This window comes from Psychrobacter alimentarius, assembly GCF_001606025.1.
In the GTDB taxonomy this organism is placed as follows: Bacteria; Pseudomonadota; Gammaproteobacteria; order Pseudomonadales; family Moraxellaceae; genus Psychrobacter; species Psychrobacter alimentarius.
This window is the reverse complement of sequence record NZ_CP014945.1, coordinates 3,313,545-3,332,539: the sequence shown is the minus strand read 5'-3', so window position 1 is coordinate 3,332,539 and position 18,995 is coordinate 3,313,545. Positions and strand designations below refer to the sequence as shown.

Here is an 18,995-nt window from a genome sequence, read left to right as displayed (position 1 = left end):
TCACTTGATAAACTATATAAAATCGTTTATCCAATAGGACGCTAATCTACCATAATCAGCCTGTGGATAACACCTTGTTTTTTGTGGATAAGCTTGTGGATAGTTTTGGGGATAAGTACAGATACTAAGTTATCCATATTTAACCCACAGCTTATCCACAGGCTTACCCATAGCCTAGTATTTTGATAAATAAAGAAAAATAAGAGTTAACCACAGAAAAAATGGCTCCCAATAACAACAATACTTATATATATTAATTAAATTATTATTATAGAGTTCGAGGTAAACTGTGGATAACTTCTAAAATTGAATAAAATAACAAGCGTTGTCTATGAGTAAATAATTGGATACTTAATCAGTAATCAGTAATCAGTAATCAGTAATCAGTAATCATCAAACGATAAATCTCATCCAACACAAAAAGTCAGATGAATATCTAAGTGAAATTACTTTATTGACCAATACCTTATGGAATGATATAATCCTCCGTTATTACGAATTTAGTCCATTATTTTGATAGGTGAGTTATGAAACGTACATTCCAACCAAGCGTGATCAAGCGTAAACGTACTCACGGTTTCCGTGCTCGTATGGCAACTAAAAAAGGCCGTCAGGTCTTAGCTCGTCGCCGCGCTAAAGGACGTCATCGTCTTACTGTATAATCAGTAAATTACGATACGTATGGCCTGTAACGCTTATCGTGTTCTTGTCATCTATCGATAGTGATAGTCAATTACCACACTGAACACTGATACGTAGCCATATATTAAAAGCGCCCACACAGGCGCTTTTTTTGTCTCTATCTTTTGCTATTATTCGTAAACTTGCCACTCGCTCTTACACTAGGTTGTGTTATGTCCAATACTGTTTCAGCTACACCTACCGCTCGTTTCACTAAAGAGCAGCGTTTGCTCACCCCAGCAGCTTTCCGTGAGGTGTTTGATGCGCCAGAGCGCAAGCTTCATCAGAGCCATCTGATGGCCTTTGTACGCGCTAATACCGAAGAAAAACCACGAGTGGGCATGGCCATCACCAAGCGTAAAGTACCTACCGCTGTTGCTCGTAATCTTATCAAACGTCAAATACGTGAACAGTTTCGTACTAAAGCATTTAATATAGAAAACAAAGATATTGTTTTTATCGTAAAAAAATCAATAAAAGATATAGATAAAAAAGAATTAAAAAATCAAATAAATAATATTTTTAAAAAAATAGAAAACAAATAAAATGAAAATTTTATTAAATAAAATTAAAAATATTGTTTTTAGATTATTTTTTAATTTCATTGTTTTTTATCAAAAAATAATAAGTCCTATATTACCTGCGCGCTGTCGCTACTATCCAACGTGCTCAAATTATGGCAAACAGGCATTGGTATGGCATGGAGTTTGGGCTGGCAGTTGGTTGCTATTAAAACGTATTAGTAGGTGTCACCCATTAGGTGGGCACGGTATTGATTTTGTTCCTCTACCTTTAGCTTCCTATGAGTATCACTACCTCCCTCATACTATTTTTCCACATATAAGTCATCATGGATTAGGCGTCTATAGAGACCACAACAGTTATGTTTGTCGTCTCAATCGCTTAATGAAGGCGCAGTCATAGCAAGGCATGGCTTATTTTAGTATTGTGATTAATAAGTTACCCACAAGTTATCCACACTCTTGGTATCATTTAAAGCAGATTTTTAGTAAAATGATGCACATTTTATGTAAATGACTGCCAATGCTGTTGTCACATACCAAGACAAGCGGGCGGGTGGTCATGACACATGCCCTAATTTTTCATTCCCTAATTTTTTAATCTAGGAAAGGTTTATGCAAAAGATATTTCGGGTGATGATCATCATTGCGATGTTAATCACCGCTTATCTGCTGATTTTGGCATGGCGAGATGATTATGCCGATGCGCCAGCTGTAGATGCGGTGCCAGAAACGACTGCTTCAGTAGGTGCTGACATTCCTTCTACTACTGGGGCAGCAGGTGATATTCCGGCACAGACGCAACCTGTCGGTAACGACGTTGTAACAGCTGCTTCTGCTCAAGATACAGGTTTGATCACGGTAACCACCGATCGCTATGATATAAAAATCAGTCCAGAAGGCGGTGATATTGTTTATGCTGCTCTCAAACAATATGACGCAACGCTCAATAGCGAAAAGCCTTTCGTATTGCTAGAAAATAATAGTAATCGTGTGTATGTGGCTCAGTCTGGTCTTATTGGTCCAAACGGTATCGATACAGCAGATGGCCGCGCTGTTTATAGCCATACGGCAAATAATTATGTAATGGAAGAAGGGCAGCAAACCCTGTCTGTACCACTGACTTACAAAAAAGACGGCGTGACAGTCACTAAAACTTTTACTTTCACTGCCAACAAATACCCGATCGATATCAGCTATAAGATCCAAAACGCTTCTACAAACGCGTGGCAAGGTCAAATGTTTGCGCAGCTAAAGCGTGATGATAGTAAAGATCCTGGTATGTCTGATAAAGGTGCGCTAAGCATGGCGACCTATTTGGGCGGTGCTTGGGGTACGCCTGACGATCCTTACAACAAATTAAAATTTGGTAAGTTTAGCGATGGTGAATTGAACACGACCAGTGATAAAGGTTGGGTTGGGATCGTGCAGCATTATTTCGTTTCTGCATGGACACCTGAAAACTTCACAGGTAAGTTCTTCAGTCGTGAAACAGGAAATGATTACTTTATTGGCTTTAATAGTCAGCCAGTAAATGTAGCACCAAACAAGCAAATCACGTTGAATGCTACGTTGTATGCTGGTCCAAAAGTACAGTCTGAGCTCAAGGACGTCGCTGTTGGTCTTAATAAAACGGTTGATTACGGTCTACTTTGGCCAATATCAAAAGTCTTGTTTGCTATCTTGGAAGGTGTTCATAAAGTTGTGGGTAACTGGGGGTGGTCAATCATCATACTGACCATTTTGGTTAAAATTGCTTTGATGTGGTTCTCTAATAAGAGCTACTACTCAATGGCAAAAATGCGCGCTATCGCACCGAGACTGAAGACGCTAAAAGAAGAGCATGGCGACGATCGCATGAAGATGTCTCAAGAAATGATGGCTATCTACAAAGAAGAGAAAGTCAATCCGATGGCAGGTTGTTTGCCAATCTTGATGCAAATGCCGATTTTCTTAGCGTTATATTGGGTACTGGTTGAAAGTGTTGAGTTACGTCACGCCCCTTGGATTCTATGGATTCAAGATTTGTCAGCGATGGATCCATGGTTTATCCTACCGTTACTGATGGGTGCGTCGATGTTTGTACAGCAACAGCTGAATCCACAGCCCGCGGATCCAATGCAAGCAAAAGTGATGAAGTTCTTACCGATTATCTTCACAGCTTTCATGCTATTCTTCCCTGCTGGTTTGGTACTGTACTGGACAGTGAACAACTTATTCAGTATGACTCAGCAATACATCGTCAATAAAAAAGTTGAAGAAGAGCAAAAACGTCGTACGGTTAAGATGCTCGATTAACTGACAAGCTCGCAAAAATATGAAAACAAGAACCACCGCTAGCGCGGTGGTTTTTTTATAGGTGATAAATTTTTATCCACAGCTTATCAACATGCACGCGAAAACATCAACGATTAGACGACCTTTCAAAGTTTGCTTTGTCAGTCTGCGTCCAGCCGTCTATAATGGGGTTTTTAGCTACTGAGAGTGATTGTGGATTCCTTAGAGAGGGCGTTAACCGTACCCCATTCGTCTGAAAAATCTGATTCATCTGGAGCGACCACGATTGCTGCCATTGCAACGCCGCTTGGTCGTGGTGGGGTCGGTGTTATCCGTTTATCAGGCGCCCGTGCCTATGAGATTGCTTGTACCCTCACAGGTAAATCTGCTTTCACGCCACGTATGGCCAGTTTTTGCCGCTTTTATCAGGCTGATGGCACCGTCATTGATGAAGGGCTGGTGTTGTATTTTAAAGGCCCGCATTCATTCACTGGCGAGGATGTGATTGAGCTACAGGGTCATGGGGGCATGATCCTACAGAACCAGTTGCTCGCACGTGTATTTGAGCTGGGTGCAAAACAAGCGAGTGCGGGTGAGTTTTCTTATCGCGCTTTTGATAATGATAAATTGGATTTGGTACAGGCAGAAGCTATCGCTGATGCGATCGATGCAACCAGTGCAGCTGCCGCCAGTAGTGCCATTCGCTCTCTAAGTGGTGAGTTCTCTCAAAAGATCAATCAACTATTAGAGCAGCTGATTCATCTGCGTTTGCATGTGGAAGCGGCGATTGATTTTCCAGATGAAGAAGATGTAGATTTTTTGTCTGATGGTGTTATACAAGATAAGCTTGAGCAAACACAGGCGAAGATTCAACAAGTATTAGCGACTGCCAAACAAGGTCAGTTGTTGCGTGATGGTATCCATGTGGTGTTGGCAGGTAGACCAAATGCAGGTAAATCAAGCCTGCTGAATCGACTGGCAGGGCAAGAGAGAGCGATTGTGACCGATGTGGCTGGTACCACTCGTGACACGCTACAAGAGACGGTCGTACTCAATGGCTTGACATTGCATTTAACCGATACTGCCGGTCTGCGCGAAACAGAGGATACGGTTGAGCGCATTGGTATTGAGCGTGCGCGTACAGCGATTACTCAAGCTGATATGCTGCTAATGGTCTATGATGTGACCCGTGATCTGGAAGAAGAGAGTACACCACTACAGCTTGCCGAGCAGTTGTTTGGAGCGCTACCAGAGGCAAAACGCTTATTGATTATTGCCAATAAAAGCGACTTACTCAGTGACAGCCATGCTGAAAAAACCGCTATTGCTTCAAAGAAAGAAATAGAAAATCAAGGATATGAGCAAGTCAATGTTTCATGTGAAACAGGAACTGGTATTGATACGTTAATTGAGGCGCTATGTACCAAAGTAGGGTTTCATCCACCAGAGAACAGCTTGATTGCTCGCACGCGCCATATAGATGCATTACGCAGGACGGCAGATTACCTGACAGAAGCACATGAGCAGCTCACAGTGTTTATGGCAGGAGAACTGGTTGCTGAAAGCTTACGTCAAGCACAGCAAAGTCTGGGTGAGATTACGGGTGAATTTAGCGCGGATGATTTACTGGGTAAGATATTTGGTAGCTTCTGCATTGGTAAATAATTCACGAACATGCCGCTTGGGTAAGCTGATAAGTAATGATTGCCCAATAAGTGGCGGCATTTGCTTTTAATAGAATAAGGAAGATGGAATGCACTGTCCGTATTGTAATGCGTCAGACACGAAGGTTATCGACTCGCGCCTTGCTGCGGAAGGTGCGCAAGTTCGCCGCCGCCGCTCTTGCAACAGTTGCCAAGAGCGCTTTACCACTTTTGAGATGGTCGAGGTAGTGATGCCAAGAATCATCAAGTCAAGTAGCAAAATTGAGCCTTACGACAACGAAAAATTGCGACGCTCTATTTTATTGCCTTTACAAAAACGTCCGATTACCATTGATGAGCAAGAGGCAATGATTAGCCGTGTTGAGAAGCGCGTCAGGCAGATGGGTGAGCGTGAGATTAGCAGTAAAGTCTTGGGCGAGATCATCATGAGTGAGCTCAAAGCATTGGATGATGTAGCCTATGTACGCTTTGCCAGCGTGTATCGTGATTTTCAAGATATTGACGCTTTTCATCAAGAAATTGCCAATATTCGCCCAAATGAAAAAGACTAAAAAATGGGTGAGTGTAGTTAATTCTAAATAAAAAAGGTCCAACAATGATAATGGCTCGCCAACAATATGTGTTCGTCGCCTCTGTCTGCGAAGGCACAGCAAGCAAGAACATGCGATATTGATAGCAGTGTATTTATTTTATATTGGATTGACTATATCGTCTTATGATTGAGCTATTTTTTGATGAACAATACCTTTCTGTTGTAGACACGCTTGAGCCCATGATTTTGTTAAAGCACTATTCTCTCAATAATACTCACCCAATCTTTTAAGCCAACTTTATGCCAACTCAAAACCACGCGCTAGATGCTCAAGACCGTTACTTTATGATGCTTGCCATTGAGCAAGCTAAGCACGGCTTGTATACCACCAGACCCAATCCAGCCGTTGGCTGTGTCATTGTTCAGGCAGAAACAATCGTTGGTCAAGGGTTTCATCCCAAAGCGGGTGAGCCGCATGCAGAAGTATTTGCAATCAAAGATGCGGGTGCCCAAACCATCGGAGCAACTGCATACGTAACATTGGAACCTTGTAGTCATACAGGACGCACTCCACCTTGCGCAATTGCCCTTATCAAAGCAGGCATAAAACGAGTCGTGATTGCAGGTCTCGACCCTAATCCACAGGTCGCAGGTCGCGGTGTAGCCATATTGCAGCAGGCAGGAATCGAGGTCAAGGTGGGCGTCCTGACAGCACCAGCAGAAGCGCTCAATCGTGGGTTTTTAAAAGCCATGCGCACTCAGATGCCTTATGTGCGCCTAAAAATGGCGACCAGTTTGGATGGTCGTACGGCAATGGCTTCAGGTGAATCAAAATGGATTACCTCAGCAGCTGCTCGCGAAGATGTGCAAACATTACGTGCACGCAGCGGCGCTATCATCACTGGCAGTGAAACAATCATTGCTGATGATCCTCAGCTCAATGTACGCTCTACGCAGTTGGGCGTTTCATCAGAACAAGTACCAACGCCGAGAGTCGTTGTGCTGGATAGACGCCAACGTTTAAGCCATGATCCACATTCTGAGTATCAGCTATGCCGTCGTGCGGAGACGCTTTATTGGCGTACAGATGATCTGACTGCTTTACTAAAAAACTTGGTGAGCGAGCATCACTGTTATGATGTCTTGGTAGAAGCGGGTGCCGGTATTGCGGGCAGTTTTTTAAGTCAGCAACTGGTTGATGAGTTAATCGTTTATCAAGCACCTTGTGTCTTGGGCAATACAGCAAGAGCCATGGTCGAGTTCAATCCATTGAGCTTGGCGCAGCAATTACGGTTTGAGATAGAGAGTCATGAAAAGATAGGGCACGATCTTAAGTTGACCTTATTACCCTTATAGGTTGAGATATGGATTTGAACTTATCGCTTTTAAGATACTTATCCACAATCTATATACATTGTGAGCTAAATGTGGATAAGTCATAGCAGAGATGATAGGTTTCACATGAAACTGTGCATAACTTTGTTTCACATGAAACTTTTACAAACTGTTTTCCATAGAATAATTATAAAAAAATTAATAAAATCAATTACTTAATTTTATTTCTACTTTGCCTTTTGGTAGTTTGAGAATATGACCAATTTGTGGATAACTTTTAGATAAGATAGGTTTATAGTGGTTTAAAGGCTGATTTGTTTTTACTTATCCACAACTTATCCCCTAATACGCTTGAAAAACGCTATGTTTCCCTAAAGATAGAAGTACACTATTTATTATCAGCGATAGGAAAAAGTCACAATATAATCAATATATAGTGTCTATCGCGACGATATCACCACAAGATGAGGTTTATATGTTTACCGGAATTATAGAGAGTGTTGGAAAAGTAAAATCTATGCAACCCACGGGTGGCGACATACGTTTGACAATAGAGTCAGACGAATTAGATTTTAGCGATGTGAAACTGGGAGATTCTATCGCCTCAAATGGTATTTGTCTCACTGTCGTCGATTTTGGGAGTAATCATTACTCTGTTGACGTTTCACGTGAAACTATTGCGCGTACTGCGTTAGAAACGTTAAAAGCAGGTCATACTGTCAATTTAGAAAAAGCAATGCTACCCACCACTCGCTTCGGTGGTCATATCGTTGCAGGTCATGTAGACGGCGTCGGCATCGTTAGTAAGCTACAACAAGATGCACGTTCTATCTATATCGAAATTGAGATACCGCAAGAGTTGGCGCATTACACCGCGACCAAAGGGTCTATCACCGTTGATGGTATCAGCTTAACGACCAATCTTGTACGCGACAATATCGTTTCTTTAAATATCATCCCGCACACGGCCAAAGTAACCAATATCGCCAAACACTGGCTGGTTGGTAATAAGGTTAATATTGAGGTGGATATCGTCGCACGTTACTTAGAGCGTTTGTTGAATAAGTCACAAACTGGTGGTATGAATGCACCAAGCACACAAAGCCAAATTACAGAAGCCTTCTTAGCAGATAACGGCTTTATGAAATAAGCTCTATGGTATAGCGTCAATAAATCTCCATTGAGGGTGAATGAATTTTTGTGAGTCGCTAGTTGAAAGGGTATTCAGAGTGATTATGACGCTGTTATAAAAGCCTGTAAAACCGTCCCTAGCGCTTTCTTATTAATAGGCTTGGTCAAAAACTCGTCCATACCCGCCTGTATACAAGCCTCGCGATCCTCCTGGGTGTTGTTTGCTGTTAGCGCAACGATAGGAATAGCATCGCCTTGCGCACGGATTGCTTGAGTGGCTTGTAATCCATCCATGACTGGCATTCGACAGTCCATCAAAATCAGTAAAATTTCATGGCGTTGACTCTTTAGACAGTCGAGCGCTTGCTGACCATCTTCTGCAACGATACTACGATAACCCAGCTTACTTAGCATTTTGCAGGTGATTTTTTGGTTGGTTGGACTGTCTTCTACCACCAAAATCAGCGGAAGAGGCGTTTCATTGGGGAAGACGCTGATCGATTCGTTTGCCACGGGTGTTAACGGACTGCTGTTTTCTCCATGCATTATGGGTTGAACCAGTTTTTGCCTTGCTGTTGCGGTTAAACGCAGCATCTCAGACAGTAATAAAGTCATGTCTAGTGGCTTGTTCAAGAATCCATCGTATTTTCCTAACAGCACAGAAGGAATACGGCGCTCAGGTTTTATGCTAAACAATATTTTTGGTAGTGATGGATGGGTCAGTAAGGTGTTCAAAGCTTCTTGTCTGTTACGATTAATTGATGCTTTGTCTACCGTTTCTATAGGCTCTACTATGTCATGCTCTATATGGACAGTTTCTGGCCTTCGATGCTCTATATTATGACCGCTTGTGGTATGTATTACGATAGGCGTGGTAATCGTCTCATAGTATTCATAATCCAATAGCAATATCGGTACCAGTGTCGGGCGCATCTGCGCTAATTCATCTGTGAGTGACTGAATATCAACCAAATCTATAGAGGTATAAATAGTAGTCGACACGGACAAATATGTGCATAAGCGCTGTATTTTTGTAGCGACCAGTGGTTGATTGACGATGGCAATGAGGTGAATGTTCGTCAGCTGCTGATTGTGATGATAAATGGGTTGATAGTTTGGCCTACGACACGGCAGATATAGGTTAAAGATGCTGCCTTTACCTACCGTACTTTTTAATTCAATAAAACCACCCAGTAACTGAGCAAAGCTATTGGCATTGTTTAAACCAATGCCTGTCTTAACCGTATTTTGCTCTATGTGCTCATGGGCTTGTTGGTCATTCTGGAAAAGGCTTGTCATCAACTTTTTCTGTTTGTCTGCCGATATGCCGATGCCCGTGTCTTCGATACTAAAACGAACCCAGTGAGAAGATGGTTCTGCCAGTTTATTCTCATTGGAAGGCAATAAATGATCTTTACCAATGTCCATAATCTGTGCTTTGGTCACGCGATCGATAATGAGGGAGACATGACCTGAGGTGGTAAATTTTATGGCATTTTTCAATAAGTTCAACAGTATCTGGCGTAACCGAATGTCATCAGTGTCAATACAACGTGGACAGTCCGGCATAAAGAAATAAATTAATTCTATGCCTTGCTGCCGTGCATTGCTGATGACTAGATTATTGATCTCTTGCCCAAGTTTGTAGATATCTATCGGCTCGATAGTAAGCCGCGTTTTTCTTACTTCCACCTCTTCTATACCGAAGGTGTTATTGAGCATGTTCAACATGCTTTGACTGGCAGTGATCAGTGATTTTAAGATTCCATGCCTTTCTGGGGTCAGGGTAGAGGGGTCAATTGGCTCAAGCAGATCAATCATCGCTTCTAGTGGTATACGTAGCTGATACCCTGTCAAAGAGCGCAACTTATTTAATTCATCAAGCTTTTGTTGCAACTGCTGGTTTTGTAGCTGTAATTGTTCGGTTTGGTTGGCAAATTCATGGATATTACTCAGAAGTACCGTAAAACCATGAATCTGCTCATGTTCACCAAACCAAGGGGTGATGTGAAGCTGGTAAGTTTGTTTATTCTGTAAGCCATAAACAATCAAGGTACGAGTCAATCGCAAGCTTGCTAACGTCTGTAATAATTGCTGAGTGGAGGCGTCCTTGCCCGCCACAAAATCTGTCAACTCATAACGCTTATCTTCTTGTGAGGACTCCATAAAAATTTGCTCAAAACGTTGGTTAAAAAAACTGATTTGACCATGACGCATGATCATGAGCATCGGTAAAGGCGCTTGTTCAACCAAACGCTCAAGACGATGATTGAGGGTTTTGATACGGCGATAGTCATTGTGCAGCTGATAACTGACGCGGCTTAATGCATGACCTAGATATAAAAACTCAGGCGTAGAGTTTTTGTGCAAAAACGGCGGCGGGCTATAGGCTTCTTTTGCATGGCTACTTAAACTGTCGGTATAGCTCAGTAATTGCTCCCAGTTATTGCGACGACTGAGCATATAGATGATGGCGATAAGGAAAAACATAATCGCTGTCATCAATGGTAGCCAATAACGGTAAGATATCCAATCAATAGCAATCGGCTTATGGCGCAATATGATATAGATTTGGTGACCGCTTTTGAGTTTGATAGTGCCTGTTAGAGCGCGATTGCTCAGTGTATAGGCGCTATGACTGTTATCGTCAAAGGGAGAGAGGGTAATGGGAAAGGTAACAGTGGCAAATGCAGGTTCATTAGAACGGACTTGCCGATGAATATACGTCTGCCCAGATGGCATCATAAAAATCAGCTGATAACTGATATCCTCAAACGCTGGCTGCTCTAAAAGTGTTTTAATCTCAGTATTTACTGGAATGGTATGACTTGTGATTTCGTGTTGCAAAGTATGAAAAATATCGACACTTTGTTCTTCATTGTGCTGCTTTACATCATAAAAAAGTGTGAAGTAATACAGTGCCAGCATCACTAGCACCGTCAGCCCGTAAAATATAATTAAGCGTTGTAAGGACTGAAACTGTTGCATGAAAGCGTGGTCCTATGTCGACACAAGAAGGGACTATGAATAAGTAACAAGCTCAGCGTGATAGAGGATCTGCCGAATCCATTCAGATTTTTTATTATAAAGACAAACGGTATCATTAGTCACGCTCGATTGCTGCTATTACAATCATGGCACAACATTGCAAACTCCCCTATAATGGGGGACCACCCACATATACTGCCTGATTATGATTACAAGTGCTTCGACTACAACTGATTCAGTCTCTGATTTGTCTGCTTCTCTTACTACCAACCCTATTCAATCCAATCAGCGATTGAGAGTGATATTCGCTGGCACGCCTGAATTTGCTGCGCTCAGTCTTGAGGCGCTTATCAGTCAGCAAGAGGCACTAAATATAGACATCGTCGCTGTCTACACCCAGCCTGATCGTAAAGCAGGACGTGGTCAAAAACTGTCCGCGTCGGCAGTCAAGCAAGTTGCATTAAACCATGATATAGCGGTCGAGCAGCCAGCTACTTTCAAAAAATCTAGCGTGGAGGGCATGACGGCGCGTCAGATTTTGCGTACTTATCAGCCTGACGTCATGATTGTGGCAGCTTACGGTCTTATTTTGCCGATTGGTGTATTGACCACGCCTACTCATGGTTGCCTAAACATTCATGGCTCATTGTTGCCACGCTGGCGCGGGGCAGCGCCTATCCACCGTGCGCTACTGGCAGGAGATGACGAGACTGGCATCACCATTATGCAAATGGATAAAGGGCTAGATACAGGCGACATGCTTTATAAGGTCAGTTGTCCTATTGCGGCAGAAGACACCGCATCGAGTCTGCACGATAAGTTGGCAGCGCTTGGGGCGATCTCTATTACCACGGTATTAAAAGACTTGTCCCATTATCAGACACAGGCAACGGCTCAAGATGACACGCAAGCCAATTATGCCGAAAAGCTTATCAAAACCGAAGGCGAGATTGATTGGACGCAGTCTGCTACTGTGATTGAACGACAAATTCGCGGATTGACGCCATGGCCTGGTGCCTATACTTTTTTGGCAGGACAACGTGTCAAAATCCTAGCAAGCTTGCCAGTAAATGCGTCGCAGCCAACCGATGAGCCTGCTGGTACTGTCGTGAGTGTCGGACGCAAGGCAATCTTGGTGGCTTGCGGTAAAGACAGTACTCAGAATACCGCTAGTACGTTGGCTATTACGAACTTGCAGTTCGCTGGTGGGAAGCCGATGACGGCGGAACAAATCTGTCATGGCAATCAGCTCAACGATGGCGACCAGTTCACAGTAGAATCAAAATAGCACACCCACATTTAACCTTACTTGCACAAGACGTTATCCATCCTACGTCAAGGAAATACAATTTAATGAGAAACACCAGCAGCACGTCTAAGAATAATGCGCCTAGAAACAACAAACTTAAGCCATCAAGCAACCTTATTATGAATGGCAGCGTGCGCGTGCGTGTGATTCGCACCTTATTAGCCATCCAAAATGGTCAGTCGCTCTCAAGTGTGCTCGACCCATTATTAAACAGCTTGCACGACGGTGACAAAGGCTTTGCTCATGCATTATTATTGACGACGTTACGTCAGTGGCACGCGCTTGCACGTTTGCTCGATACCTTAGCGGACAACCCGATTGATGAGGTTGAAGTTCGCACGACGATCCAAGTGGGTTTGGTGCAATTGCTGTATTTAGAAGTCGCTGATCATGCTGCCATTCACGAAACCGTTGAAGCGGTCAAAGAGATTGAATTTGCTCATGCAAGTGGTCTGGTCAATGCTATTTTGCGTAAAGTCGCTAAAAACCCCAGCAAATTTCGTAAGAAATGCGATAAAAAACACAGCTTACCAAACTGGCTCGCTTATCAGCTCAAGCAAGACTGGAGCGAGCAGTATGATGAGCTGACTCAAGGCTTACGCCAAGCGGCACCGATGTTTTTACGAGTGAATACTGCTATTGGCTCAGTAGAAGATTATCAGCACACATTGGATGGGGCGGAGATTGACGCCGACTTGGTTGAGCTGACGAGTGGTATTCATCTACCGAATGCATCAGCGACGACGCTATCAACCACAGGCCTAAGACTGCATCAGAGCACTGCCGTAAATGCACTGCCTCATTTTGCAGAAGGTGTTGCCAGTGTGCAAGACCTACATGCGCAGCTGGCTGCACCGATTATTAATACAGCATTGATGGCTAAGCTTAGCGCAGAAAGTTCTGATGCTAACGATGATGAAAAGAGCGATGAGTTACATATCTTAGATGCTTGTGCTGCGCCTGGTGGCAAGCTTGCTCATTGGTTAGAATTAATTAGCTCAAATGAGTCTTCATTGTTTCATGTGAAACAAAATGATGAATCAGTTTCTATGGTTTCGAAAGTGAAGCTAACTGCGATTGATAATGAAGCGCCACGTATCGAGCGCATTCATACTAATTTACAACGCTTGAATTTAAGTCAGCATGACTTGCAGCAAGCTGAAAAAAATATTGAGCTCAACATTGTCTGTGCGGATGCAACCACATGGCAAGGGGCTGGTAAGAAAAAGAGCAAACTCGTATTTGACGCCATATTGCTAGATTCACCTTGTACCGCGACAGGTGTGATCCGTCGTCATCCTGATATCAGTATCTTGCGTACTGAGGAAGACATCGAGCAAACGGCATTGCTACAAGCCGATATCTTGCATAATCTATGGCCACAGCTTAAAGTTGGTGGTTATCTGTTGTATGTCACGTGCTCTATCTTAAAGCAAGAAAACGTCGATCAAATGCAGGATTTTATGACTTACTATACTAATGTAGCAGCTATTGAATTTAGCGACGATTGTAATTGGGGTATCGCGCAAACGATTGGTCGCCAGTGCTTACCGATTGATGGAACTAGCGGTGATGGTTTTTATTATGCGTTGTTGCAAAAAACTTCTGAATGAGCCATTTTAACTATTGAATAACATTATTGTAGACAGGACAATCTAATGAAATATATCAGTACCCGTGGTCAGACAGCGCCGATGGATTTTAGTGATGTGCTTTTGATGGGCTTGGCTCCAGACGGTGGTTTGATGTTGCCTGAACATTATCCAACGATTGATAGCGCTGTACTTGATGAATGGCGCACGCTCAGTTATCCAAAGCTTGCCTTGGCAATTATGCAGCGTTTTGCGACTGATATTCCTGTCAACGATTTGCAAGACATTATTGGACGTACTTATACCGCTGATGTATTTGGCTCTGACGACATTGTTCCTGTCCGCAAGCTTGAAGACAATTTATACATTTTAGGGTTGTCAAATGGTCCAACGCTGGCGTTCAAAGACGTGGCCATGCAGTTTTTGGGCAACGCCTTTGAATACGTCCTCAAAAGAAAAGACGCCCGTATTACCATCATTGGTGCGACCAGTGGCGATACGGGTAGTGCCGCAGAATATGCCTTACGTGGTAAAGACAACATCGAAGTCTTTATGCTATCACCTCATGGCAAAATGAGCGAGTTCCAACGCGCGCAGATGTATAGCTTAACCGATGCTAATATTCACAATATTGCCATCGATGGCATGTTTGATGATTGTCAAGATATTGTCAAAGCCCTGCAACAAGACGCCGAGTTCAAAGCCGCTTATAGTTTGGGAACCGTGAACTCCATTAACTGGGGACGCATACTGGCGCAGATCGTTTATTACTTCAAAGCGTATTTCGCGGTCACCACCAGTAATGATGAAAAAGTCAGCTTTAGCGTGCCTTCAGGCAACTTCGGTAATATTTGCGCAGGCCACATCGCTCGTGAAATGGGCTTGCCAATCGATCGTCTGATCGTGGCGACCAATGAAAACGACGTCTTAAATGACTTTTTTAATAAAGGTGCGTATCAACCACGCCCGACTGAAAAAACCTACGTCACCTCAAGCCCATCCATGGATATCTCCAAAGCCTCTAACTTTGAGCGTTTTGTCTATCTGTTGCTGGAAAAGGACAGCGCACGCGTTCATGAGTTATTCGACGGTGTAAAATCAGGTAAGGGTTTCGACTTGTCAGATGTGATGGAAGCAGTGAATACGCGCTATGGATTTGCCGCTGGTAAATCGACTCACAGCGACCGCCTACACACCATTAAGGTGCTTTATGAGCAGTATGGTGAACTGGTTGATCCACATACCGCTGATGGTATCAAAGTCGCCAAAGAGTTGCAGTTAGACGGCGAAGTGATTATTTGTGCAGAGACGGCATTGCCTGTGAAGTTCGCTGATACGATTGTTGAAGCCATTGGTCAGACAGATATCGCGCGCCCTGCTCATACAGAAGGTCTAGAGAGTTTGCCACAGCACGTTGTGGTACTGGACAATAATGCTGAACTGGTGGCTGAGCAAATACGTCAGCATGTCATACCAACCTCAGCTTAATATACTGGGAATTTATAGCGACATCTTCTAAAAAACACCACACGAATAACGGTTTTAAGGTTACGCCATTGTAATAAATTGTTTATGATTGTGTTATGGTAGATATGATTGTAATATTAGAAACAGCGTTGGCGGGTCATTATTATGCCAGATGCTCTTTTAAGAATCATACCAGCCAAACAGTGGTATATATTGTGGATATAATAATGAAGATGAGCTTAAAAAAGATAGCAAAAGCACTGTTATTGACAACCTTTAGCAGTGCCATGCTAATGACCACGGCTTACGCAAATAACCCACCACCAACCATCAAAGCAGATGCGCCCAATCGCTATATCGTCAAAAAAGGCGACACCTTGTGGGACATCTCAGGACGCTATCTGGATAGTCCATGGCGCTGGAAAGAAATTTGGGCCACCAACAAACAAATCAAAAACCCAAATCTTATTTATCCCGATGACATTCTCATCTTGTGTGTGATTCAAGGCAAAACCCTCATCGGTGTGGATACTGGCGAAGGGTGCGCTGGGGTCGAAAAACAATTATTAGGCAATACGGTTGCCAGCACAGTCACCGTCACTTCTACTGCCAACAGTATTCCTCCTATCCCGCTGTCTGCTATTCAACATTGGTTAGATAAAGCGATCATCGTCAATCCCCAAGATTTCAATACCACGCCTTATATCTTAGCTTCTAAAAATCGTAATTTAATCACGGCAAGTGGTGATAAAGTGTATGCCAAAGGTGTGCCCCTGATCGTGGGTCAGCGCTATGGTATTTACCGCGAAGGTGAGCTATATGTGGAGCCCAAAACGCAAGAAGTGATTGGCTTAGAGGTTACACAAGTGGCGACAGGATTGGTTACCGCGACAGAAACCAATGGTGTCACAAGCCTACAGCTCACAGACAGTTATGGCAAAGAAGTACGTGAAGGGGACCGAGTATTTGTTGAGCTGAATAACTCTATTCCGCCAGTGTTTTATCCTGAGCCCGCGTCTGTAAGCCGTGGTGGACTCATTGTGCGAGTCATGGATTCTATCAGCTCAGCTGCGAAGGGTAGTGTGGTCGCCATCAATCTAGGTAGTGCGCAAGGCGCTAAACCAGGTGATGTACTGACGGTCTATCAAAAAGGCCCATTGGTGCGTGATACTAAAGACAACGACATGCCTGTTCGTTTGCCAAATGAGCCAAGTGGTACAGTAATGATTTTTAATACCTTTGACCATATTAGCTATGCGTATGTATTAGATTCTGAGCTACCACTCAACGTGGGCGATCAGCTATTACCGCCGCCTTACTTATAACGATCTATCGCTGGTTTGATAAATAAACCAGCTAAGTCCGCCTGTACGAGATAACTGACTATGACGGCAGTCTCCTCTTTATTGACCGACGATCAGCGCGCCGTATTGGCGCTATGGTTTGAGGTAAACGCCTCTCTCTCCGCCTATCATAAGCTTATTACCTCTTTTGGTCATGCTAGGCTTGCTTGGCAGGCCAAAGTAGAGGCATGGCGGCAGTTGGGTCTGCACCACACTCATCTTAAACGCCATGAGCAGCCTGAACAAACTCGCACAAGTATTGATAATATTCAGCAAGCACTCACAGAAGGGCGTTATGGTCTTTTGTTTGCTGACCAACCTGATTATCCTGCCCAGCTTTTACAAATCTACGATCCACCGCCTTTGTTGTTTTGTCGTGGTAATAGAATGCGCTTACAGCAAGCGCAGGTTGCCATTGTCGGCAGTCGAAAACCCACTGCTCATGCCCAAAAAACCACGTTTGATATGGCGCAGTATCTTGCGCAAGCTGGTTATGTTGTCACCAGCGGCCTTGCGTTGGGCGTGGATAAACGTGCGCATTCAGGAGCATTGGCACAGGCTGATTCCGACTATCAAGGTCGTACGGTTGGGGTGATGGGGACGGGTATTGATGTGAATTACCCCAATCATCACGACCAACTTTTTACTCAAATTATTGAAAAAGGCGGCTGTATCATCAGTGAGCTGCTACCGCATACTCAGCCGCATAAGCATACCTTCCCTCGTCGTAATCGCTTGGTTGCTGGTCTCAGTTTGGCGACCATTGTAACAGAAGCTGCTGTCCAAAGTGGCTCCCTAATTACGGCACGCCTGACGTCTGAACAAGGTAAGCAAGTCTTTGCTGTTCCAAGTCATATTGATAATAATAATGCTGAGGGCTGTCATCATTTGATACGGGAAGGCGCGACGTTGATTTATCATCCGCAACAAGTGATTGAGGATGTGAACAGCCAATTGGCCTATGGTGCTTATTCAAAGACTTCAACCACTGATTCTAACGAGCCTGCAGCGTCCATCAACGACACTCTAGCAGAGAGTCAGGCAAACCATTTGAGCCAAGGCTCTTCTTATTCTATTGGTAAAGATACTAGCCAGTTGCCGTCTGCAAATATGAAACCTCAGCGTACTACTATAGCTATTCCTGAGCATTTAAGCGTGGTTTATGAGCAGCTTGATTGGCATGGACAAGACTTAGATGCCCTCATCGCTGCTACTGAGTTGACCGCACCAAGTCTGATAGGACAGTTGATGGAGCTTGAGCTATTGAGCGCAATCAACGTCCAAGGTGGACGGTATTCTCGTAGTTAGCATGATACGTTTCTTTGTAATGAACCAATACATCATAGCCATCCGTTAGCTATTTTTTACCGTGACTCACTGAGTCAGTGTGACTGCTATGCTATGATTCATATTGACTTCTTTAACCTCATAAATGACTGGCACCATGAACCAAATTACTTCCATAACGACCTCTTCTGTCATTCAAGCGGCTGACTGTCTAAAGGCTGGGCAACTGCTTGCATACCCCACTGAGAGCGTGTGGGGGATAGGTTGTGATCCTTATAATGAAGCAGCAGTTCAGCAAATTTTAGCAATCAAAAATCGCCCCCAAGCCAAAGGTATGATTGTCATCACTGACAACGTAGAGCGTTTAGCGCCTTTATTAGCGTCATTAAATGAGATGCAGCGCGCTCCAATTTTAGAGAGCTGGCAAACGGACAGCGAGCATACCGACTTACAATATCAGCAGGCGCATACTTGGTTACTCCCAATTCCGCAGGCATTGGCTAACCGTATTCCTGCATGGATAACAGGTCAGCATCCGACAGTGGCAGTTAGAGTCATTGCACATCCAATTATCCGCGGGCTTTGTCAGCAGCTAGTCAGTCCGCACAATCCATTTGGATTAGTGGTTTCTACCAGTTGTAATCCATCTGGACAACCGCCCGCCACTACGTTTACTGAAGCTCATCATTATTTTGGCGAACAAATTAGCTATTTGCAAGCCGATACCTTGGGCTATACGCTCCCAAGCCAAATACGGGATGCAATGACTGGATCAATTTTGCGCTAAAAATACTATGAGTATTTGGAAGTCTTTTTATTTATTTCAGTCTTGACAGAAATAAAAGAATGGCGCAAGATGGTTCTATGA

The 18,995-nt window shown here is 43.6% G+C and carries 15 protein-coding genes; 14 read left to right on the top strand and 1 reads right to left on the bottom strand.

The genetic code is table 11. From position 1 onward, the window contains the following. Positions 1-527 precede the first annotated feature (527 nt). The 8 genes from rpmH to A3K91_RS13770 all read left to right on the top strand — a co-directional run bounded on the left by rpmH (position 528) and on the right by A3K91_RS13770 (position 8,160). The gene (gene rpmH, locus A3K91_RS13800) at positions 528-662 is read left to right on the top strand and encodes a 50S ribosomal protein L34 (RefSeq protein WP_007394757.1); all 135 of its coding nucleotides are present in this window, start codon (positions 528-530) and stop codon (positions 660-662) included. Positions 663-854: 192 nt separating this feature from the next. Then, a complete protein-coding gene (rnpA, locus tag A3K91_RS13795) occupies positions 855-1,226 on the top strand; it encodes a ribonuclease P protein component (protein ID WP_062845768.1) in 372 nt (123 codons plus the stop codon). A gap of 1 nt (position 1,227) precedes the next feature. Then, on the top strand, positions 1,228-1,605 hold the full coding sequence (gene yidD, locus A3K91_RS14015) for a membrane protein insertion efficiency factor YidD (protein WP_084387366.1): 378 nt from the start codon (positions 1,228-1,230) through the stop codon (positions 1,603-1,605). Positions 1,606-1,817: 212 nt separating this feature from the next. Further along, a complete protein-coding gene (gene yidC / locus A3K91_RS13790) occupies positions 1,818-3,500 on the top strand; it encodes a membrane protein insertase YidC (RefSeq protein WP_062845767.1) in 1,683 nt (560 codons plus the stop codon). 264 nt (positions 3,501-3,764) lie between these two features. Continuing rightward, positions 3,765-5,144, top strand: coding sequence for a tRNA uridine-5-carboxymethylaminomethyl(34) synthesis GTPase MnmE (gene mnmE / locus A3K91_RS13785; RefSeq protein ID WP_062846037.1), 1,380 nt, complete (start codon positions 3,765-3,767; stop codon positions 5,142-5,144). Between the two features lie 88 nt (positions 5,145-5,232). Beyond that, the gene (gene nrdR / locus A3K91_RS13780; RefSeq protein WP_062845766.1) at positions 5,233-5,694 is read left to right on the top strand and encodes a transcriptional regulator NrdR; all 462 of its coding nucleotides are present in this window, start codon (positions 5,233-5,235) and stop codon (positions 5,692-5,694) included. 281 nt (positions 5,695-5,975) lie between these two features. Continuing rightward, entirely contained in the window at positions 5,976-7,031 is a 1,056-nt protein-coding gene (gene ribD / locus A3K91_RS13775) for a bifunctional diaminohydroxyphosphoribosylaminopyrimidine deaminase/5-amino-6-(5-phosphoribosylamino)uracil reductase RibD (protein ID WP_062845765.1), read from the top strand. 454 nt (positions 7,032-7,485) lie between these two features. Then, positions 7,486-8,160 (top strand): riboflavin synthase, encoded by a 675-nt coding sequence (locus tag A3K91_RS13770; protein ID WP_062846036.1) that lies wholly within the window; start codon positions 7,486-7,488, stop codon positions 8,158-8,160. A gap of 83 nt (positions 8,161-8,243) precedes the next feature. Here A3K91_RS13770 and A3K91_RS13765 read toward each other — a convergent pair whose 3' ends face one another. Next, positions 8,244-11,129: a response regulator gene (locus A3K91_RS13765; protein WP_062845764.1), complete on the bottom strand. Its 2,886-nt coding sequence runs from the start codon at positions 11,127-11,129 to the stop codon at positions 8,244-8,246. 205 nt (positions 11,130-11,334) lie between these two features. On the opposite strand from A3K91_RS13765, the gene fmt reads away from it, so the two are divergent. The 6 genes from fmt to A3K91_RS13735 all read left to right on the top strand — a co-directional run bounded on the left by fmt (position 11,335) and on the right by A3K91_RS13735 (position 18,914). Then, complete coding sequence (gene fmt, locus A3K91_RS13760; RefSeq protein ID WP_084387365.1) at positions 11,335-12,417, top strand: methionyl-tRNA formyltransferase; 1,083 nt, start codon at positions 11,335-11,337, stop codon at positions 12,415-12,417. A gap of 65 nt (positions 12,418-12,482) precedes the next feature. After that, positions 12,483-14,051, top strand: a complete 1,569-nt coding sequence (locus A3K91_RS13755) for a transcription antitermination factor NusB (protein WP_062845763.1) — start codon at positions 12,483-12,485, stop codon at positions 14,049-14,051. Between the two features lie 45 nt (positions 14,052-14,096). Further along, positions 14,097-15,518, top strand: coding sequence for a threonine synthase (gene thrC, locus A3K91_RS13750; protein ID WP_062845762.1), 1,422 nt, complete (start codon positions 14,097-14,099; stop codon positions 15,516-15,518). A gap of 206 nt (positions 15,519-15,724) precedes the next feature. Continuing rightward, positions 15,725-16,822 carry a LysM peptidoglycan-binding domain-containing protein gene (locus A3K91_RS13745; protein WP_062846034.1) on the top strand — a complete coding sequence of 366 codons (1,098 nt, stop codon included), beginning with the start codon at positions 15,725-15,727 and terminating at the stop codon, positions 16,820-16,822. 60 nt (positions 16,823-16,882) lie between these two features. Further along, entirely contained in the window at positions 16,883-18,148 is a 1,266-nt protein-coding gene (gene dprA, locus A3K91_RS13740) for a DNA-processing protein DprA (protein ID WP_062845761.1), read from the top strand. Positions 18,149-18,284: 136 nt separating this feature from the next. After that, positions 18,285-18,914 carry an L-threonylcarbamoyladenylate synthase gene (locus A3K91_RS13735; RefSeq protein ID WP_062845760.1) on the top strand — a complete coding sequence of 210 codons (630 nt, stop codon included), beginning with the start codon at positions 18,285-18,287 and terminating at the stop codon, positions 18,912-18,914. The last annotated feature ends 81 nt before the right edge of the window (positions 18,915-18,995 follow it).